We start from the raw sequence: 19,473 nt of genomic DNA, 5'->3' as shown, positions 1-19,473 counted from the left end.
GGATGGAGGGTGGACTTGGAGGTACAACATGGTTCGCCTGCGCATGGCGGCGCGGCTGGTGCTGCCGGCCCTTTGGTTGGGCCTCATTGTCGGCATTTCGCTGATCGAGGCGCCGCTGAAGTTTCAGGCGCCCGGCATCACCATTCCGCTGGGGCTGGGTATCGGCCGGCTGGTTTTCACCGCGATGAACATCGCGGAACTCGTCCTGGCCGCGCTGCTGGTGCTGTCGCTGGTGGGGCAGCGCGTAGACCGTCGGTTTTGGGCGCTGGTGGGCGGCGCCGTCGTCGTGCTGCTGGCCAAGGTGATAGTGGTCCGGCCGCTGCTTAACCGCCGGACCGACATGGTGCTGGCAGGCACGGACGACGGTGGTTCCGCGCTGCATTATTTCTATATCGCGGCCGACGGTGCCTTGCTCATCCTGCTGGTCCTGATGCTTATCGCCGCAGCACGGCGCTGGCTGCCGGCGGCCGACGCCGTACCGGAGCGGCCCCGGCGCTGAGCCTTCTGCCCGGGGCCGTTACCACTCGCCAGGGAGCGTGTAGGGCCGGGACCACAACGCAATCTGCAGGACCACGGCCTTCAGCCAGGACTGCATCATGGCGTCCACGTCCTCGGCCGAAGCTCCGCCGCGTGCCAGGAACGGCCGCATCGTGGTGACTACGGGCCCGATCAGCGCGATGAGATGCCGCAGCGGGACCACCTGCGTCGACCCGACATGGTCCGTGTCGTTCTTGTGCTCGGGAGTATGGCGCAGGGCAATCTCATTCTGATAGTCCAGCCACTCCTGGTCGTAGGGCTTGGTGCAGGTGTCCCGGATCCACTGGCCGAACCGCAGGCGGACTGCCCCCAGATAGTCCTCGATCGGCGGGCCGTCGGGCCGGGAAAAGTGGGCCACGAGATGCGGCTGCCCGGCTATAAAGCCGTACCAGACGTCGAGCACGTCCTCCACCTGGCCGTCGAGGACCTCGCCGGCACGGCGCAGCACGGCGGCGTCCTCCTTGCCGAACATGGCGCTTGCTTTGAGCTCCTCGAGCTCGGCCAGAGTAACCGGTGAGTGGGCCACCGTGCCGTACTCGTAGCCTGGAATGCTTGAACCGCTGGATGCATGGACCGACATGGCAGTGCCTCCACTGAAGGATTGGCGAACGGCGACCTGAACGGCCATTTATACTCCGGGTCACGGCTGCGGTCAACGACGCTTTAGTTCCCGAAGGCCGGCGGCGCGACTTCGTCCGGCCTGGCCTCCTCCTCATCCTTGCTCCTGGTGGCGGGGACCGTGACGATAATCGAGGCGATTGCGACCACGACCATGAAGACGTTGAACAACAGCCCGACCGCCCCGCCGAAGCGCAGCGCCACGTTGTCCTGGCGGCCGATAAACAGGCCCCAGGACTGGATGAGCTCCGGGTTCACCGCCTGCGCGGCCACGTACAGTGCCGCGGAGATGGCCACGCCGATGGCATTGCCCAGCGAGGACGCCATCTTGTAGATGCCGGACGCCGCACCCACCTGGGCGTCCGGGACGTTGGACAGGGCGGCATCGGTGGACGGGGTGGCGTAGAACCCCAGGCCGACGCCGAACAGGGTGAACCCGATGACGGTGAGCACTATGTACTCTTCGATGTGCAGGAAGGTCGCGGAGCAGAACAGGATGCCAACACCGGTGATCATGCTGCCCCACAGCATGGGCTTCTTTGGACCGAAGCGCTGCAGCAGCTTCTCGCCCACCCGGATGGTGGCGAGGATGGCGATCAGGTAGCCGAGCGTCAGCAGGCCCGATTGCAGCGAACTCAACCCGGCGGCCACCTGCACCAGTCCCAGCGAAACGATCAGCGTTCCCGCGGCGCCGTTGAGCAGGAAGTTGGACAGGGTGGCGCCGGTGAAGGTGCCGTTTCTGAAGAGCTTCAGGTCCACAAACGCGAAGTGGCGACGGCTTTCAATCTGCAGGAACAGCAGGCCGAACACCACGAAAGCGGCCACCAGCGCGACCCCCGGCCAGCTGAACCAGCCGATGGCCGGCCCCTGGGAGATGTACACGTTGATGGCCACCAGCATGACGATGAAGCAGGCCAGCCCGCCCCAGTCGAAGCGGTGCCCGGCGGCCTCCGGATCGGCGGCCGCCCGCGACTCGGGCGTGCCCCGGAGCAGGAACAGCGCCAGCACGGACAGCACGATCGAGATCCAGAAGATGGACCGCCAGCCCAGGAAGGAGGTGGCCATCAGCCCGCCGAACAGCGCGCAGAAGCCCGAGCCGCCCCAGGAACCGATGGACCAATACGAGAGTGCCCGCTGCCGGTCCTTGCCCTCGTAGTAACTCTTGATCAGCGCCATGGTCGAAGGCATGATGCACGCGGCGGACAGGCCCTGGATCGCGCGGCCGCCCAGCAGCATAAAGTCGGTGAGGCCGCCGAGGTTTTCGGGTGTCAGCGCGATAAGCAGGGAGCCGAGAATGCTGAGGTAGATCCCGGCGTACATGACCTTGGCCCGGCCCAGCCGGTCGGCGAGTCCGCCCGCGACGACGATGAAGATGCCCGAAAACAGCGACGTGATCGAGACTGCCAGGTTGGCCAGCGTCTGTTCAACGCCCAACTCGTCCCTTATCCCCGGGATGACGTTGAGCAGGGTCTGGGCGAAGAGCCAGAAATTAATGACGGCCAGGACGATGCCCAGCAGCCACATGTCGGTAGGTTTCCAGTCCGTGCGGACGGTGGCCGTGGTGGATTCGGTCATGGCAAACGACCCCTTACTTTGCCAGGTACTCCAGCGCTGCAACGACATGCGCCTGGGTGGCGACCGAGAGCGTCGGGTCGATGGCGGGAGCGAAGAACGGTGAGTGGTTGGCCGGAATGTCTTCGGCGACCGTGCCGTTCTCCACGGCTTTCCGGTAGACGTCGGCCGGGACGGAGCCGACCGTCCAATAGGTGTAGGGCACCCCAAAGGCATCCGGAATCCGGCTGAAGTCCTCGGAGGCCGTGGCCGGTTCGGCGTGGTAGACCATGTCTTCCCCAAAGTGCCGGGTGAAGGCCGCCGTGATGCGCTCGGTGGTTTTCGCGTCGTTGCTGGTCAACGGGAACTGGTCGTAGTACTCGAACTCCGGGTCGCGGGGCGATCCGGCGGCCGCACACTCGCCGCGGACAATCCGTTCGATCGATGCCATGATCCGTTCCCGCAGCACCAGATCGTACGTGCGCAGGTTCAGCAGCAGCTCCGCACGGTCCGGGATGATGTTCGACTTGGTGCCCGCGTTGGAGGCGCCGACGGTCACGACTGCAAATTCGCCCGGCTTGGTCTCGCGGGACACGATGGTTTGCAGCCGCAGCACGATCGACGCGGCCAACACCACCGGGTCCACGGCGTTGTGCGGCATGGAGCCGTGGGCGCCGCGCCCGTAGACCGTAATTTTCAGGGAGTCGCCGGCAGAGAGGATGGGGCCGGCCGTGGTGCCGATCTTTCCGGCTTCGGTGGGCATCACATGCTGGGCGAAGGCGACGTCGGGTTTGGGAACCTTGGTGGCAAGGCCGTCGTCGACCATTGCCTGGGCCCCCGCGGCCGTCTCCTCTCCCGGCTGGAAGAGTGCCACGTAGGTGCCTGCCCAGCCGTCCCGGTGCGCGGCCATCAGCTTCGCCGCGCCCAGCAAGGACACGATGTGCATGTCGTGGCCACAGGCGTGCATGACGCCGGTGGTCCCGCCGCCGGGAAGCTTCGTGGTGGTCTCCGCGGCGTAGTCCAGGCCGGTGGCCTCGGCGACCGGCAGCGCATCGATGTCCGCCCGAGCCAGCACGGTGCTGCCGGAACCGTTGGCCAGGACCCCGACGACGCCCGTCCCGCCGATCCGCTGGACCCCGTAGCCGAAGCCGGTCAGCTCTGACGCGATCCGATCGGCGGTGTTATGTTCTTCCATGCTGAGCTCGGGGTTCCGGTGCAGGTCCTTGTACAGGTCCCGTTGCCAGCCCAGCTCTTTCTCCAGTGAGCCGGCGAGGCCGTCCGTGATCGCCATGTTTTTGCCCCTCCTGGTCCGCCGGCCCGACGTGAGGGCCGGCTGGTTCGGCGCGGTTTCTCCAACCGTAGGACTTGGGCCCATTCAGATACAACGACGGCGGTGTCTCGGGTCCGGGTTATCCTCACCCAGACACCGTGCCGGCGGGGCAAGAGCCCGCGGTGCCCCGAATCTAACCGGCTGACATCTCCACCGGCCAGGCGATCAGCTCCAGCACGGACCCGCTGCGCAGCACGGCCAGCGGAAACTCCACGCCGATGGCGTCTGCGAAGAGCAGCCGCTGCAGGCTCTGCGCGTTTGCCACCGGCTGGCCGGCGGCCCGGATCACCAGGTCGCCGGGTCGCAGTCCGGCCTGCTCGGCGGGGGAGCCGGGCAGCACCTCGACCACCCGCAGCGCGTTTCGCTCGCCGGTACTCATGATGTCCCGCGGGGACAACGGCACCGGAGTACTCACCAGGCCAAGGTAGGCGCGCCGCACGCGCCCGTCGGCCAGCAACGCGGAGATGATCCGGCGGGTCGTGGCGTTGATCGGCACGGCCAGGCCCAGCCCGATCCCGGCGACGGCCGTATTGATCCCGATAACCCGTCCGGAGGCGTCGGCCAGGGCGCCGCCGGAATTGCCCGGGTTCAGCGCGGCGTCCGTCTGGATGACGTCCTCAATCACCCTCCGGTTCCTGCCCGCGGCGACCGGGATTGAGCGCCCCAAGGCGCTGACCACCCCTGCCGTCACCGAGCCGGACAGGCCCAGCGGGCTGCCCACGGCGACGACCAACTGGCCCACGCGCAGCTTGGAAGCATCGCCCAGCTCGACCGGGCGCGGCACCGTGAGCCGGCCGCGCAGCACGGCCAGGTCGGAGAGTGGATCTGCGCCGACCACGTCAACGTCCGTGCGTGACCCGTCCGCGAAGGCCGCACGGCCGCCGTCGGAGTTGGCCACCACATGCGCGTTGGTGAGCAGGTAGCCGTCTTCGGTGAAGACCACAGCGGAGCCGCCGCCGGACGGGAAGGTCCTGTCCCGGCGTCGTACTTCCATCTGGATGCCCGCCACGTGCGGCGTGACGGTCTCGGCTACGCGCACCACGGACGCCGAATACGAGTCCAACGGGTCCTGCATGGTGTCCGCGGCCTGTGGTTCGGCATGCGGTTCCGGGATTGTGTTCACGGCCCACCTCCGGGAGCTTTGCTTGCTCTCCATGGAAACGCAGAATGGGCAGGTTTGATCCTGCTGCCGCTACGCCTTCAGTGAACCCGGTACGGGCGGTTCTCCGCCGGGTGACCGCGGCGCCTTCCCCACGCCGACGGGCGGCACTTTGCAGCCTGGTCCGGGAGTTCAATCCACGCGACGGCGAACGGCTGGCTGGCTGCCAGCCGCTCGCCGTCGTCGGTACCCGCGGGGTTTAGAACGGGTACTGTGCGATGTCCGGGCGGACGGTGAGCCACTGGGTTTCGGTGAAGGAGTCCATGTTGGCTTGGTGGCCGCCGATGCGGGAGCCGTTGCCGGAGTTCTTGGTGCCGCCGAACGGGGAGTTGGCTTCGTCCGAGACGGTTTGTTCGTTGATGTGGACCTTGCCCGAGTCGACGCGGTCAGCGATCTGCATGGCCAGGCCGACCTCGCCCAGGATGGACAGCGAGAGTCCGTACTCGTTGGCGTTGGCCAGTTCCACGGCCTGGTCGATGGTGGAGAACTTCATCACCGGGGCGACCGGGCCGAAGATCTCGTCCTTCCACGCGGTGTTGGCCGGGTCGAGGTCGGCCAGCACGGTGGGGGAGTAGAACGGGCCGTCGTTGGTGCCGCCGGCGGCGAGCCGGGCGCCGGCGGCGACGGCGTCCTGCACGATCGAGTCGATGCGCTTGAGCTGGTTCTCGTCGATGATCGGGCCGAGCGCGACGGTGCCGGTCTTGGGGTCGCCGACCGGCAGGTTCCTGGCCTTTTCGGCCAGCGCGGCGACGTAGTCCTCGTAGATGTCCTCGTGGACGATGTGCCGGCCGGTGGTCATGCAGATCTGGCCCTGGTGCATGAAAGAGCCGAACGCTGCGGCGGACGCGGCCTTGGCCAGGTCCGCGCCGGGCAGCACGATCATGGCGTTGTTGCCGCCGAGTTCCAGGTGTGCGCGCTTGAGGTTCCGGGCGGCCGATTCGCCAATCTTGCGGCCGGCGGCGGTGGAGCCGGTGAAGGAGATGACGCGGACCTCGTGGGCTTCGACCACGGCGGCGCCGATGTCCGCGCCGCCGGGCAGCAGGGACAGCAGCCCGGCGGGCAGGCCTGCTTCTTCGAAGACGCGCATCAGGGTCACGCCGCCGCACACCGCGGTGCGCGGGTCCGGTTTGAGCAGCACCGCGTTGCCCAGCGCGAGGGCGGGGGCGACGGCGCGGATGGAGAGGATCAGCGGGAAGTTGAACGGCGCGATGACCGAGACCACGCCGACCGGGCGGCGCCGGGCGAAGGACCAGCGGTCCTCGTTGGAGGTGAGCACGTCGCCGGCCGGCAGCGAGGGCAGCGCTGCGGCTTCGTAGCATTCGTTGGCGGCGATGTGAGTTTCCAGGCCGGCCTTGGGGCCGATGCCGCCCGATTCGCGCACGATCCAGGACTGGATTTCCTCGGCGTGTTCTTCCCACAGCGCGCCGGCGCGGCGCAGCACGGCGGCGCGTTCTTCCGGCTTGCGGGCGGCCCATTCCTTCTGCGCCGCGGCGGCAACGGTTGCCGCCTCGTGCACGTCCTCGACCGAGGCCAGGCCGTAGGAGCCCAAGGTCTCGCCGGTGGCCGGCTCCACCGAAGCGGCGGTGCCGGCACCGCCGTCGCGCCAGCCATTGACATAAATCTTGCCCTCCCACAGGGAGGCATCAAGCAGGGACATATCCCGTCCTTTCAGGTTGATTTGCATGGTTGTGCCGGCCGTAGCGGCGCGGCCGTGTGGAGAAGGGTCTCAGCCGGCGGTTTTCAAGACGGCCTTGATGGTCCCGCCGGCGGCGGAATCGGCGATGGCCGCGTCGATCTGGTCGAACCCGTAGTACTTCACCAGCTTGTCGAAGGGGAACCGTCCGGCCTTGTACAGGGCGATGAGCCCGGGGATCAGTTGGGCGGAGGTGCTGGAACCGCCGAGGGTGCCGATGATCCGCTTGCCCCAGAGCGTGCGCAGGTGGTCCACCGAGAACCGCGCCTGAGCCGGCGCCCCGCCGATCAGCACCAGTGTGCCCAGCATGCCCACGGCGTCCGCAGCTTCTTCAACCACCTTGATGTTGCCGGTGCATTCCAGCACGTAGTCGGCCGGGCCGCCGCAGATGCGCTGGATCTCCTCGAGGGCGCTGGTGTTGCCGGAGTTGATGGTGTGGGTGGCACCCAGTTCGCGCGCCAGTTCCAGCCGCGAATCATGCAGGTCGATGGCAATGATGGTGGCCGCGGGCGTGTTCTTCGCGGCCATGATCGCGGCCAGGCCCACGGCGCCGGCTCCGTACACCACCAGCGACTGGCCCGGTTCGGGCTTTGCGGTGTTGAACACCGCGCCGGCACCCGTCGTAATACCGCAGGCCAGCGGCCCGAGCAGTTCCAGCGGGATGTCCTTGTCCACCTTCACCAGCGACGACGCCAGTGCGAGCGAGTAGTCGGCGAAGGATGACTGGCCGAAGAAGTGGCCGGAGACCTTGCCGCCGTCGGCCCGGGTGTACGCGGACTTTCCCGCGTCCGGCCCCTTGAACCGTGCGCCGCTCACCAGCGCCTCGCCCAGCCGCAGGCAGTAGCGGTGCTCGCCACGCAGGCAGTTCTTGCACTCGCCGCAGTACGCCCAGCCCATGATCACGTGGTCGCCCACGGCAACATTCGTCACGCCGTCCCCGACGGCCTCCACCACGCCGGAGCCTTCATGGCCCAGCACGCCGGGCAGCGGCAGCGGCATGTCGCCGGCCTGGGTGATCAGGTCGGTGTGGCAGAGGCCGACGGCGGCGACCTTAACCAGCACTTCGCCCGGCCCGGGTGCGTCCAGCTCCAGCTGCTCGGGGACGAACGGGGCGTCCTTTTCTTCGACTACCAGCGCATTGATCTTCATTGCCATGCTCCTTACGGTCTTGCCGGCTATGTTGATACGTCACCTATACAACGTTTCACTACGGAGAAAAACTCCCTACGCCGTGGTGCCGATCTCCCGTTCCATCTCGACGGTGTTCATTACCCGGCCGAAGAAGGTGCCGATGGCGTCCAGGCTGGCGGACTGGGCCGCCTCCGACCGGCCGCCGGTGGCGTCCGACAAAAAAACCACCTTGTAGTCGTTCATGTAGGCACTGCGCGCGGTCGATTCACAGCACACCTCGGTCAACGTGCCGGCGATGATCACGGTGTCAACGGTGTTCAGGCCGCGGATGGTCGTCAGGACGCTCTTCAGTGGCGTGTTGTGGAAGGCGTCGTAGCGGTGCTTGTCCAGCACGTAGTCACCGGCTTCGGGCTTGAGTTCCTCGATGATCTCAACTCCGCTGGTTCCGCGGCGCATGCCGGCCGTCCGCAGCCGCTGGTTGTAGGTGGTCTCCAACGGTGAAACGTCGAACGAATCCAGCAGCACGTGACGGGTGTATATGACCGGGATGCCTGCCTGCCGGCAAGCCGCGGCGGCGGTCACCATTTCCGGCAGCCGGTGGCGAGCCATCGGCACTTCCATCGGTGCGCCTTCCAGCACGAAATCGTTCTGCATGTCGATCATCAGCAGTGCGGTCCTGGCCGCATCAATGCGCCACATGTTGGCCCCCCTGTCGGCTCCGGCCGGTCCGGGCATTCTGCCCGCCGGACCTGAGACCTAGGCTACATGTTCACACCGTGCCGGCCGCACGGTGACCGCCGGGCGGCTAGTCCTGGTCGTCGAGCTCGCGGCGGGCGGCGGCGGCAGCCTTGCGCGTCCGGTCGGCGGTCTTGGCCGCGGAAACCAGGTCTTCCTCGGCGGCTTCCATCTTGCGGTCCGTCGAGGCGACCTCACGCTCCAGGTCTTCGATGCGCCGCTTCAGTTCGGCGAGCTCGCCCACCAGTTCGTCCCGCCGGTTCTGCAGTTGGTCCAGCTTGTCCAGTACCTTCTGTTCCGACGCTTCGGCGTCTTCCTTGCGCTGCTCCGCCTTGTCCAGCGCCGCCTGCGCCTGCCGGCGCCGCCGTTCGGCCTCTTCGGCTTCCTGCTTGGCGGCCCGGTCGGCCTTGGCGGCCCGGCGCTCGGCGAGTTCGTCCCGCGAGGACCGCTTCGGCTGGCGCGGTGGCGCCGGCTCGGCACCCGCATCCGGGGGAGCGCCAGCCCCGGGCAGCGCCACCCGGCCGTCCAGGTCCACCGGGTCAATCCCGTTCGACGACAGCGACTCGGTCAGCAGGCCGCTGGTTACGGCCGCCGCCGCAGCGGCATCTGCCATCGCCGCATGCAGCGTCTGCTCCGCCTCCGCGACGGCCGCGGCACTCACCTTTTGCCCGAGCTCATCGGCCAGCTTCCGGCCCTCTGCCGCCACGGCGGCCAGCAGTTCCCGGCGCTGGTCGCCCAGTCGGCGCAGTTGTTGCGGATCGAGCTGCTCCTGGGCTTCGCTCATGGCGTGGCCCAGTTCCACGATCCCGGCGATGTCCGCGCTCCGGTGCCGGCTCAGAAGATTGACCAACCAGGCCGCGGCCGACGGTTTCGCCAGCGCTTTGATCTGCCCGGCGAGCTCCTTGTGGCCGTCCTGGGCTGCCTCCTTGGCCCTCGCGTTGCGGGCCGCGGTGAATTCGCCGGGCAACAGCGCGTACAGCTCCCGTGCCGCGCTCTCCAGGTCCATGTGCCCCAGCCTAATAGGAGCGGCCGTCCGCGGTTGTTTTCGGCCACGGTTGGCGGGGTGACGATGCAAACCCCGTGCGGGCGGCAGCTGTCCGTGGGTCACCCGCAGCGCTGGAGCCGGCGCCAGCGGAGGTCAGGGCACGACGCCGAAGCCGCCGCTCCATGCAACGGCTACCGGGACTTTCTGGTCTCCCTGTCGTTGGCCTTGCGCAGCGCATCGACCAGCTCTGACTTGTCCATCTTCGACCGGCCGGGGACATCGAGCTTCTTGGCCAGATCGTAGAGGTGCTGCTTGGAGGCGTTTGCGTCCACCCCGCCCTTGGTCTCCCGCGAGGTGCCGGCGCCGCCCTCCGCTTGCGGGTCGGAGGGGCCCTTCTTTTCCTTCGGCTCCCAGTGATCGCCCACCTTCTCGTGCGTGTGCTTAAGCGCGCTGTAGGCCACGCGGTGGGCACGTTCCTCGTCGCCGTACGTCTCGGCGGCGGAATCGTGGGCTTCCGCGAAAGTCTCCTGGGCCTTCTTGCCCGACCGCCGCAGTGTGCTGGGCAATTCGCTCTGCTTCGGCTTGCCGCTCTTCGTCGTCTTCGGCATCTGGACCACGTCCCTTCAGAAAGGATTGTTCGCCATTCCACCTCCAACGTGGCACAGTTCCCCGACGCTGCCAAGGGAGATGCGGCGCCTGTGGAAATGGGAACAACGACGGCGGAGCAGCCGCCTGCCGTCGGCGGACCTTCGCGATGCCGGAGGACGCAACAGGCACCGGCACAATGGAAGGGTGAGCCAGTCAGCCCCGCAGGAACCCGCGCACCGCCACGTCCTTTTCGACCTGGCCGCGATGGGTGCGGGCCTGGTCTTCGCCGATTCCCTGGACGATCTGGCCGCTGCCCTGACGGGCAGCCCGGTTGGGGCCGGTGCCGGCGGGCCGGCAACCACCGGCACCCGGGCCGGCACCGCCGTCGTGCAGGCTCCGCCGGGCACGGGCAAGACGACCCTGGTCCCGCCGCTGGTGGCCAACCTGGCGGCGGGCAGCGCACCGGGCCGCCGGCCGCGCATCGTGGTCACCCAGCCCCGCCGGGTCGCGGCCCGTTCAGCTGCCAGGCGCCTGGCAGCCCTGGATGGCAGCCAGCTTGGCGGCCGCGTCGGTTATACGGTGCGCGGGGAACGCCGGGCGGGTCCGCAGACCCTGATCGAATTCGTCACGCCGGGAATCCTGCTGGGCAGGCTGCTCACCGATCCCGGCCTGGACGGGACGGACGCGGTGATCCTGGACGAAGTGCATGAGCGCGGCCTGGAGACCGACCTGCTGGTCGGCATGCTCGGCGAGGTCCGCCAGCTGCGCGGGGATCTTACGTTGGTGGCGATGTCGGCCACCTTGGACGCGCCGCGCTTCGCCGCGTTGATCGGCGGGGACGACGGCGCCGGGCCGGCCCCGGTGGTCGACTGCCCTTCGGCGCTGCATCCCTTGGAGGTGCGGTGGGCTCCTGCCTCCGTGCCACGGCTGGACGGGCGGGGAGTTGCCCGCGGTTTTTTGGACCACGTTGCCTCCACCGCGGCGGCCGCCCATGCCGCGGCGCTCGCGGACGACCCCTCGGTGGACGCCCTGGTCTTCGTGCCGGGAGCCTGGGAAGTGCAGCAGGTGGCCGCGCTGATCCGGGACAGGATCCGCGGCGGCACCGGCACCGGCGGTGGCGGCACCGGCACCGAGGTACTGGAACTTCACGGCCAGGCCGACACGGCCACGCAGGACCGCGCCGTTTCCGGCCGGGACCAGGGCGGGGCGCCGCGCATCATCGTCTCCACCTCGCTGGCCGAGTCCTCGCTTACCGTGCCGGGCGTGCGGTTGGTCGTCGACTCGGGTCTGTCGCGCGAACCCCGCCGGGACGCGGCCCGCGGCATGTCCGGGCTGGTGACGGTGTCAGCCTCCCGCGCTTCCGCCGACCAGCGCGCCGGCCGCGCCGCCCGCCAGGGTCCGGGCACCGTGGTGCGCTGCTACGAGCCGAAAACCTATGGCGCCGCGCCGGCCCATCCCACCCCGGAGATCGCGGTCGCCGACCTCACCAATTCCGCCCTGGTGCTGGCCTGCTGGGGTGCCCCGGGCGGCGAGGGGCTGCAGCTTCCGGACGCGCCGCCGGCGTCGGCCATGGCGGACGCCGTGCGCACTTTGCATGAGCTGGGGGCTGTTGACGACGGCGGCCGCGCCACCGATCTGGGGCGTGTCCTCTCCCGGGTCCCGGCCGACCCCCGGCTGGGCCGGGCGCTGCTGGACGGTGCGGCGGTAGTGGGTGGGCAGGTTGCCGCCGAGGTAGTCGCCATGGTCTCCGGCGAGGAGCGGGCGGCCGGGGCAGACCTCACGGTGCTGCTGTCCCGGCTGCGTTCGGCAGGCCGCGGCGACCCGGCTGCCCGGCGCTGGCGGGAGGAGGCGCAACGGCTGGAGGGCATCGCACAGCAGGAGGGCACCGCCGTCGTCCCTTCCACCGGCGATGTGAAGGGGTCGGAGCATCCGGGCTTCGTGGTGGCGCTGGCCTTCCCCGAGCGGGTCGCCCGCCGCGTGCCCGGTCCCGGGCAGACCTACCTGCTGGCGTCCGGAACCCGGGCCGGGCTGCCGTCCGGCAGTCCCCTGGCCGGGCAGGAGTGGCTGGCTGTGGCCGAGGTGTCCCGGGCGCAGGGCCGCGACGCGGCAGGCACCGGAGCGGTGATCCGAGCCGCCGCCCCGTTGGCGGGGGAAACGGCCGCAGCGGCGGCCCAGCACCTGATGACCGACCGGGTGGAGGCGCGCTTCGAGTCGGGCAAACTTGCGGCCCGCCGGGAACGCAGGCTTGGCGCCATCGTGCTCTCCTCGGCCCCGGTCCGGCCGTCGCGGGACGAGGGCCGGGAGGCGGTAGCGCGGGCCCTGGAAGACGGCGGGCTGGGCATTCTTGGCTGGTCGGAGGCAGCCCAGGGGCTGCGCCGCCGGCTGGCCTTGCTGCACCGCGAACTGGGCGCGCCCTGGCCGGACGTCGCCGACGCAGCGCTGCTGGGACGGCTGGCCGATTGGCTGGCGCCGGAACTGGAGGCACTGGCCGGCGGGAAGCCGGCCGCCGCAGTGGACCTGGCCGAGCCGCTGCGCCGGCTGTTGCCCTGGCCGGAAGCGGCCAGGTTCGATGAGCTCGTGCCGGAGCGGCTGGAGGTTCCCAGCGGTTCACGGGTGCGGATCGACTACCCGGAACGTGACGGGGGAGAGCGCCCGGTGGTGGCGGTCAAACTGCAGGAGTGCTTCGGCTGGGCGGACACGCCCCGACTGGTGGGCGGGCGCGTCCCCGTGCTGTTCCACCTGCTCTCACCCGCGGGCAGGCCGCTGGCTGTGACCGATGACCTGGCGTCTTTCTGGTCCGGTCCCTACGCGCAGGTCCGCGCCGAGATGCGCGGCCGCTACCCGAAGCACCCGTGGCCGGAGGATCCGTGGACCGCGCCGGCCACCGGGCGGACCAAGCACCGGAGGTAACGGCCTGACACGCCGCACGGGCGGACTGCCGCCACGCCGGGACGGCGGGCGCGTGCCGCCACGCCGGGCGGGCTGCCGCCATCAAGCGGGTCTCATCCGCCCGGTCCCAGTCAGCGGATGAAGTGGCGGGAGATGAGCAGCCGCTGGATCTGGTTGGTCCCCTCGAAGATCTGCATGACCTTGGCCTCGCGCATGTACCGCTCGGCCGGGAAGTCCCGGGTGTAACCGGCCCCGCCCAGCACCTGCACGGCGTTGGTCGTCACGCTCATCGCGTTGTCGGTGGCCACCAGCTTGGCGATCGAGGCCTCCCGGCCGTAGGGGAGGCCGGCGTCCTTCAACCGCGCCGCCGCCAGGTACATGGCGCGCGCGGTTTCCACCTCCACCGCCATGTCGGCGATCAGGAAGGCCAGCCCTTCGTGCTCGATCAACCGCTTACCGAAGGCCTCGCGCTCGTTGGCGTAGGAGGCGGCCAGGTCCAGCGCGGCCTGGCCCAGCCCGGCAGCCACCGCCGCAATGCCCAGCCGGCCCGAGTCCAGCGCCGCGAAGGCGATCGCCAGGCCCTGGCCTTCCTCGCCGATCAAGCGGTTGGTTGGAACGTACACGTCGTCGAAGTTCATCGTCGCCGTGGTGGAGGCGGTCAGCCCCATTTTGCGCTCCGGCGGGGCCGCACTCAGGCCTTCGGTGTTGGCCGGAACCAGGAAGCAGGAAACACCGTGCCGCGGATCGTCGGACGTCCTGGCCATGACCGTGTAGAAATCGGCTTCGCCGGCGTGCGTGGTCCAGGCCTTCGCACCGCGGATCAGATAGCCGTCGCCCTTCCGGATGGCGCGGGTACGCATCGCCGCCGGGTCGGAGCCCGCGTGCGATTCGGAGAGGCAGTAGGCCCCCAAGGTGTCGCCCGAAAGCATGTCCGGCAGCCATGTTTTGCGCTGCGCATCGCTGCCGAAATGCACCAGCGGGAAGCAGGAGAGGGCATGGACGCTGACGCCCACCGCCACGCTGCCCCATGCGGCGCCGAGTTCCTCCAGGACCTGCAGGTAGACCTCGGCCGGCTGGCCGCCGCCGCCAAACTCCTCCGGGTACGGCAGGCTGAGCAGCCCGGTTTCCCCCAGCATCCGGAAGACCTCGCGCGGGAACCGCTCGGCGGCCTCGGCCTCGGCCGCCTGCGGCAGCAGCTCGCGGTCCGCGATGTCGCGGACCAGCTCGATCAGGTCCTGTGCTTCCTCCGTCGGCACCAACCGTTGCACAACCATCGCCACTCACCCCTCCGGCTACCGGCCTGGGTGCGGACCGGCGCCTGGATTGCCGCAGCCAGGCCGGGTTTGCCGGGACGCTGCGGTGCGTCCATGTCATTGCGTGAGTCAACTACAACACGGCTACAGGGGCCTGACAAGCATGATCCCCGGCGTGTGTGCGGGCGGGTCTCCAGCGGGTGTCCGGGCCGGTCGGACGGCGCTGCCGGGCAGCAGGAGCAGTCGCTGGACATCGGCGACGGTCGGGATCCTCCAGGGCAGTGTGCTTTGACGGGTGACCGCGGGAGGCGGGAAGCGTAGGCTGGGAAGCGAGTCCTGCAGCAGAAAAAGGTGATGTGCCATGGACCGGACGTGGAAGCGCTGGCTGCCGGCCGCCGTCGTGCCCGCGGTGATTGCCGGCGGAGTGCTCACCGGTTCCCTGCAGGCCAACGCCGCAACGGATTTGCCGGACAAGACTCCGCAGCAGCTGCTGGAACTGGTGGCGGACAGCGACGTCCGCGCGCTCTCCGGCACGCTGGAACAGGACTCCGCGTTGGGGCTTCCGGAACTTCCCGAGGACCTGCCCGCGGACGAGGGCGGCGACGTGGCCGCGGCGCTGGAACTGCTGACCGGTTCCCGCACCGCCCGCGTCTACCTGGACGGGCCGGATCAGGCCCGGCTGCAGCTCTTCGACCGCTTTGCGGAGCGCGACGTGATCCGCAACGGCACCGAGGCCTGGGTCTACAGTTCCAAGGAGAACGAGGCGGTCCACCTGACGTTGCCAGCCTGTGCGGACGCCGGAAAACGCGGCGGTGCACCCCACCCGGGTGGGGCCTACACCCCCGAACAGCTCGCCGAGCACCTGCTGGCCAAGATCGGCCCGGAAACGAAGGTGTCCGTCGGCGCCGATACCGAGGTCGCCGGCCGCAGCGCCTATCAGCTGCTGGTGGAGCCGAACAGCACTGCCACGCTGGTGGGATCCGTGACCGTCGCCGTCGACGCCGAGACCGGCCTGCCGCTCAGCCTCCGTGTAACTGCCCGGGGACAGCAAGACCCGGCGTTCCAGCTGGGCTTCAGCAAGCTAAGCCTCGAGGCCCCCGACCAGGGCCTGTTCGAGTTCACCCCGCCGGCCGGTGCCAGCGTCACCCAAAAGGCCGTGCCGCGGCACGGAAAACAGCCACCGTCCGGCCGCCATGGCCAGCACGACGACGGCGCTGCCGCGCTGAGCGATGACGTCACCCTGCACGGCTCCGGTTGGGAGACCGTGGCGGAAGCCCCCGCGGGGGCCCTGCCGGAGGGCTGGGAGGACTCGCCGTTGCTCGCCCAAGCCACCGAAGCGGTGGACGGCGGCCGGCTGATCTCTACCGCCCTGGTCAACGTGTACCTGACCGACGATGGCCGCGTTCTGGCCGGGTCCGTCCCGTTCGAGTCGTTGCAGGCAGCCGCGGAGGCCCGGTGAGCGGCAGCGGCAACCCTGCCGCGCTGGTCATCGAGACCTCCGGACTGACCAAACGCTTCGGCCGGCAAACCGCCGTCGACTCCCTGGACCTGGCCGTCCCGCACGGTTCCGTCTTCGGCTTCCTGGGACCCAACGGCTCGGGGAAAACCACCACCATCCGGGTCATGCTCGGGCTGGCCGCAGCCACCAGCGGGAGCGTCCGGATCTTCGGCCAGGACATGCCCGGCTCTTTGCGGGACGTGCTTCCGCGGGTCGGAGCCCTGATCGAAGGCCCGGCGTTCTACCCCTTCCTGTCCGGCGCCGCGAACCTGCACCGGCTGGACACCGCGGACCGCCATGCACCGTCAAACACCCGGCGGGAGAGGATCGGCAGGGCGCTGGAGCGTGTCGGCCTGACCCACGCCGCGGACAAGAAGGTGCGCGCCTACTCGCTGGGCATGAAGCAGCGGCTGGGCATCGCCAACGCCCTGATGATGCCGCGCCAGCTCCTGGTGCTGGACGAGCCCACCAACGGGCTCGATCCGCAGGGCACCCGCGAAGTCCGCAGCCTGGTCCGTTCGCTGGCGGGGGAGGGCACCACGGTTTTCGTCTCGAGCCACTTGCTCTCCGAGGTGGAGCAGATCTGCACGCATGCGGCCGTCATGCGCGCCGGCAAGCTGGTTGCGCAGGGGGCCCTGGATGAAGTGCGCAGGGCGGGCCTCACCCACGTGAGCGTCCAGACCCCGGACGTCGTGGCGGCGCGCGGCGTGCTGCGCCGGTTGGGCCTGGAACCCGAGGTCCCGAGCGCCGCACTCGACGGACACGTGAACGCCCCGATGAACCAGGGCGGACTGCTGCCCGAGCACATCGCCGCCGCTCTCGTGGCGGACGGCGTGCGGATCCGCGGGTTCTCCGTGGAGGCAAGCAGCCTCGAGGACCGGTACGTGGAGCTGACGGGGGAGGGCTTCGACGTTGTCCAGTGAGCAGCAGCCCGGCACGGGCGGCCACCGCCGGGTGGGGCCCGAGATTGTGGAAGTCGAGGACCCCGCCGAGGAAAGCCCCGGCGCTTCGGCGGCACCTCCGGCCGAGGGACGCGAAGGCGGTAAGTCCGCCGGTTGGGCCCTTTTCGGTTCCGAGCTCAGCGTGCTCTTCCGCCGCGGTCGGACGTGGGCCATGCTGCTGGCCCTGGCCGCTGTCCCGACGCTCATCGCGGTGGTGGTCCGGTTCGCTGCGGACGAGGACGGGCCAGGCGGCGGGCCGCCGTTCCTCAACCGGATCACGGAGAACGGGCTGTTCGTGGCGCTGACCGGGCTGGTGGTGTCCATCCCGTTGTTCCTGCCGCTGACAGTCAGCGTCGTTTCCGGGGACACGATCGCCGGGGAGGCGGGCCACGGCACCCTGCGCTACTTGCTCAGCGCGCCGGCCGGCCGGCTGCGGCTGCTGGCCGTCAAGTACGGTGCGGCGGTAGCCTTCTGTGCCGCGGCGGCGCTTGCCATCGCCGTCGCGGGTGCGCTGATCGGCGGCCTGCTCTTTGGCATCGGGCCGGTGACTCTGCTGTCCGGCGACACGATCGGCGTCGGCGAGTCCTTCGCTCGGCTGCTGCTGGTGGCGGCCTATGTAGCCTTGTCGCTGGCCGGGCTGGCGGCCATCGGGCTCTTCATTTCCACCCTCACCGAGGTCCCCGTCGGCGCCATGGCGGCGACCGCTGTGCTGGCCGTCGTCGCCCAGATTGTCGGCGCCCTGCCGCAGCTGGAATGGCTGCACCCGTGGCTGTTCACCCACCACTGGCTCAGCTTCGCCGACTTGCTGCGCCAGCCCATCTCCTGGGACGCCTTCGGCGCCAACGCCCTCCTGCAGGGCGGCTACATCGCCGTGTCCTGCGCCCTCGCCTACGGCCGTTTCAGCACCAAGGACGTGCTGTCCTAGAGTCGGTCGCGGCCGGAGTCGGACGATAGCTGTCCTCGCCGCTGGTTCGGGTTTGGTTACGACATCCCGGCTTGTTCGTCGGGCTGATGGATGCCGATGGTGTTGTTTTCCGTGTCCAGGTAATAGCCCTGCCACGCCATTCCCGGCAACGCGTACTTCGGCAGGGCCGTTTGGCCGCCCGCATCCAGGATCTTCCGTTCGGTCGCGTCGTAGTCATCCACCTCCATGGTGACCACCCAGGCGTTCGTGCCTTGGCCGGTGCCCGGGGTCGGGGCGGGGCGTTGCATGAGGCCACCATTGATGCCGGGCTGGTCCTCCGGGCCGGTCACGACGCCGTAGTAGGGAGTGCCGGTGACCTGTGAATAGTCCTCGAACGTCCAGCCGAACACGGTTGCGTAGAAGTTTTTCGCTCGTTCCAGGTCTTCTGCCTGGATCTCAAAGTGCACGGGGCGGGCCATGGCGGACTCCTTCGCTGGATGCGGATGCTGATGGTGTCCAATCATGCTGTCCTGCGGGGGAGTGTCAATAGCGCAGACGCGTTAGGAGCGCTGGCTGGTTCGGCCGCGGGCCCGTACGTGCGGCGAACCGCGGGGAGCAGCCCGACAAGCCGCGCCCCGCCGTCGTTATGGGGAAAACTCGCTGCTAGCGGAGCTGCTCCGCGAGAATGTCGAAGGCTTCGCTCCAGCCATCGTGGACGTTGTTGTCGCCGGCGAAACCTTCGATGCCGCGCAGGTGGAAGGTCATCTCGGTGCGGCCGCCCTCGAGTTCGGCCAGCTCCACCGTGATCACCGGCGAGTCTTCGCGGCGGTCCCCGGGTGAGGCCCAGGTGAAGACCAGCCGCTCCGGTTCGACAACTTCGAGGTACTCGCCGGCGGTGGGGTACTCGCTGGCGTCCGGTGCGATCATCTTGTACTCGTAGGTGCCGCCGACGCGGGCGTCGATCCTGACGAACTCGCGCGGGCTGTCCACTTCGCGCGGGTGCCACCAGCGGGCGGCTTCGTCCGGATCGGTCCACGCGCGCCAGATGGTTTCGCGCGGGGCGTCAAAGATGCGGGTGATGGTGAATTGCTTGTCCCGAGTCGTGGTTTGCTCAGTCATTTCCGGCTTCTTCCTTGAGTTGGCGGAGCCGCTCGTCCAATAGGTCAAAGCGCTCGTTCCAGAGACCTCTGTGGTGGTCGATCCAGGCCGAAGCGTCGTCCAGGGGCTCGGTGCGCAAAGTACAGGTGCGCCACTGTGCGGTGGCTGTGCGCCCGATCAGCCCGGCATCCTGCAACACCCGCAGGTGCTGCGAGATGGCGGGCCGGCTGATCCGGAACGGCTCTGCCAGTTCGCCGACCGTCGCGGACCCCTGCCGCAGCCGGGACAGGATGGCCCGGCGGGTAGGGTCGGCCAGTGCGGCGAAGATCAGGCTCAGCTCGTCCGCGGCCCCTGCCATGTAAGCAACTCCTTATGTAAGTGATTACTTAAACATACGCCGATGGGACGAGGTGTCAAGGTCCCCGGTGGCGTTCTGAAGCGGCAGGGGAAGCTTGCCCAGCGTGGGCCCGTAGCAGGGATGCGGCGCAAGCCCCGACCGGATCGATACGCAGGAAGTCTCAATAGGTCGAAATCAAGTATTTCCTCTCACTAATCACGGCGCC

At 69.1% G+C, this 19,473-nt stretch carries 18 protein-coding genes; 5 read left to right on the top strand and 13 right to left on the bottom strand.

Features of this window, described 5'->3' with window-relative positions; translation table 11 throughout:
• The first annotated feature begins 28 nt into the window (after positions 1-28).
• Positions 29-499 carry a hypothetical protein gene (locus AC5RV3_RS05480; protein ID WP_494121251.1) on the top strand — a complete coding sequence of 157 codons (471 nt, stop codon included), beginning with the start codon at positions 29-31 and terminating at the stop codon, positions 497-499.
• 18 nt (positions 500-517) lie between these two features.
• Here AC5RV3_RS05480 and AC5RV3_RS05475 read toward each other — a convergent pair whose 3' ends face one another.
• From AC5RV3_RS05475 to AC5RV3_RS05435, 9 genes are all read right to left on the bottom strand, one after another.
• Positions 518-1,117, bottom strand: coding sequence for a protoglobin domain-containing protein (locus tag AC5RV3_RS05475; RefSeq protein WP_494121250.1), 600 nt, complete (start codon positions 1,115-1,117; stop codon positions 518-520).
• Positions 1,118-1,200: 83 nt separating this feature from the next.
• Positions 1,201-2,730 (bottom strand): MFS transporter, encoded by a 1,530-nt coding sequence (locus AC5RV3_RS05470; RefSeq protein WP_494121249.1) that lies wholly within the window; start codon positions 2,728-2,730, stop codon positions 1,201-1,203.
• Positions 2,731-2,743: 13 nt separating this feature from the next.
• Complete coding sequence (locus AC5RV3_RS05465; RefSeq protein ID WP_494121248.1) at positions 2,744-3,997, bottom strand: M20 family metallopeptidase; 1,254 nt, start codon at positions 3,995-3,997, stop codon at positions 2,744-2,746.
• A gap of 172 nt (positions 3,998-4,169) precedes the next feature.
• Positions 4,170-5,111: a S1C family serine protease gene (locus AC5RV3_RS05460; RefSeq protein ID WP_494121506.1), complete on the bottom strand. Its 942-nt coding sequence runs from the start codon at positions 5,109-5,111 to the stop codon at positions 4,170-4,172.
• Positions 5,112-5,394: 283 nt separating this feature from the next.
• Positions 5,395-6,852, bottom strand: a complete 1,458-nt coding sequence (locus AC5RV3_RS05455; protein WP_494121247.1) for an aldehyde dehydrogenase family protein — start codon at positions 6,850-6,852, stop codon at positions 5,395-5,397.
• Between the two features lie 69 nt (positions 6,853-6,921).
• A complete protein-coding gene (locus tag AC5RV3_RS05450; RefSeq protein ID WP_494121246.1) occupies positions 6,922-8,037 on the bottom strand; it encodes an NAD(P)-dependent alcohol dehydrogenase in 1,116 nt (371 codons plus the stop codon).
• Positions 8,038-8,112: 75 nt separating this feature from the next.
• Positions 8,113-8,718, bottom strand: a complete 606-nt coding sequence (locus AC5RV3_RS05445) for an isochorismatase family protein (protein WP_494121245.1) — start codon at positions 8,716-8,718, stop codon at positions 8,113-8,115.
• A gap of 106 nt (positions 8,719-8,824) precedes the next feature.
• The gene (locus AC5RV3_RS05440) at positions 8,825-9,760 is read right to left on the bottom strand and encodes a transposase (protein ID WP_494121244.1); all 936 of its coding nucleotides are present in this window, start codon (positions 9,758-9,760) and stop codon (positions 8,825-8,827) included.
• Between the two features lie 170 nt (positions 9,761-9,930).
• Positions 9,931-10,347, bottom strand: a complete 417-nt coding sequence (locus AC5RV3_RS05435; RefSeq protein WP_494121243.1) for a ChaB family protein — start codon at positions 10,345-10,347, stop codon at positions 9,931-9,933.
• Positions 10,348-10,591: 244 nt separating this feature from the next.
• Here AC5RV3_RS05435 and hrpB point away from each other — a divergent pair, with 244 nt between their 5' ends.
• Positions 10,592-13,237 (top strand): ATP-dependent helicase HrpB, encoded by a 2,646-nt coding sequence (gene hrpB, locus AC5RV3_RS05430; RefSeq protein WP_494121505.1) that lies wholly within the window; start codon positions 10,592-10,594, stop codon positions 13,235-13,237.
• A gap of 110 nt (positions 13,238-13,347) precedes the next feature.
• Here hrpB and AC5RV3_RS05425 read toward each other — a convergent pair whose 3' ends face one another.
• Positions 13,348-14,490 (bottom strand): acyl-CoA dehydrogenase family protein, encoded by a 1,143-nt coding sequence (locus AC5RV3_RS05425; RefSeq protein ID WP_494121504.1) that lies wholly within the window; start codon positions 14,488-14,490, stop codon positions 13,348-13,350.
• Between the two features lie 340 nt (positions 14,491-14,830).
• Between AC5RV3_RS05425 and AC5RV3_RS05420 the strand changes: the two genes are divergently transcribed.
• From AC5RV3_RS05420 to AC5RV3_RS05410, 3 genes are read left to right on the top strand one after another with little or no spacing between them, the layout of a single operon-like run.
• Positions 14,831-15,928, top strand: coding sequence for a LolA family protein (locus AC5RV3_RS05420; RefSeq protein ID WP_494121242.1), 1,098 nt, complete (start codon positions 14,831-14,833; stop codon positions 15,926-15,928).
• On the top strand, positions 15,925-16,890 hold the full coding sequence (locus AC5RV3_RS05415; RefSeq protein WP_494121241.1) for an ABC transporter ATP-binding protein: 966 nt from the start codon (positions 15,925-15,927) through the stop codon (positions 16,888-16,890). The genes AC5RV3_RS05420 and AC5RV3_RS05415 overlap by 4 nt, the downstream gene beginning before the upstream one ends.
• A gap of 46 nt (positions 16,891-16,936) precedes the next feature.
• Entirely contained in the window at positions 16,937-17,833 is an 897-nt protein-coding gene (locus AC5RV3_RS05410) for an ABC transporter permease (RefSeq protein WP_494121503.1), read from the top strand.
• Positions 17,834-17,889: 56 nt separating this feature from the next.
• Here the strand turns inward: AC5RV3_RS05410 and AC5RV3_RS05405 are convergent, their stop codons facing one another.
• The 3 genes from AC5RV3_RS05405 to AC5RV3_RS05395 form a co-directional block, all read right to left on the bottom strand.
• Positions 17,890-18,291 (bottom strand): VOC family protein, encoded by a 402-nt coding sequence (locus AC5RV3_RS05405; RefSeq protein ID WP_494113225.1) that lies wholly within the window; start codon positions 18,289-18,291, stop codon positions 17,890-17,892.
• Positions 18,292-18,475: 184 nt separating this feature from the next.
• Positions 18,476-18,931 (bottom strand): SRPBCC family protein, encoded by a 456-nt coding sequence (locus AC5RV3_RS05400; RefSeq protein WP_494121240.1) that lies wholly within the window; start codon positions 18,929-18,931, stop codon positions 18,476-18,478.
• Positions 18,924-19,268 (bottom strand): ArsR/SmtB family transcription factor, encoded by a 345-nt coding sequence (locus AC5RV3_RS05395; RefSeq protein WP_494121239.1) that lies wholly within the window; start codon positions 19,266-19,268, stop codon positions 18,924-18,926. Before AC5RV3_RS05395 ends, AC5RV3_RS05400 begins: the two co-directional genes overlap by 8 nt.
• Positions 19,269-19,473: the final 205 nt, after the last annotated feature.

This window comes from Arthrobacter sp. Y3221114 (genome assembly GCF_059092625.1).
Note: the sequence above shows the minus strand (reverse complement) of the source record. Positions and strands in the feature narration are given on the sequence as shown.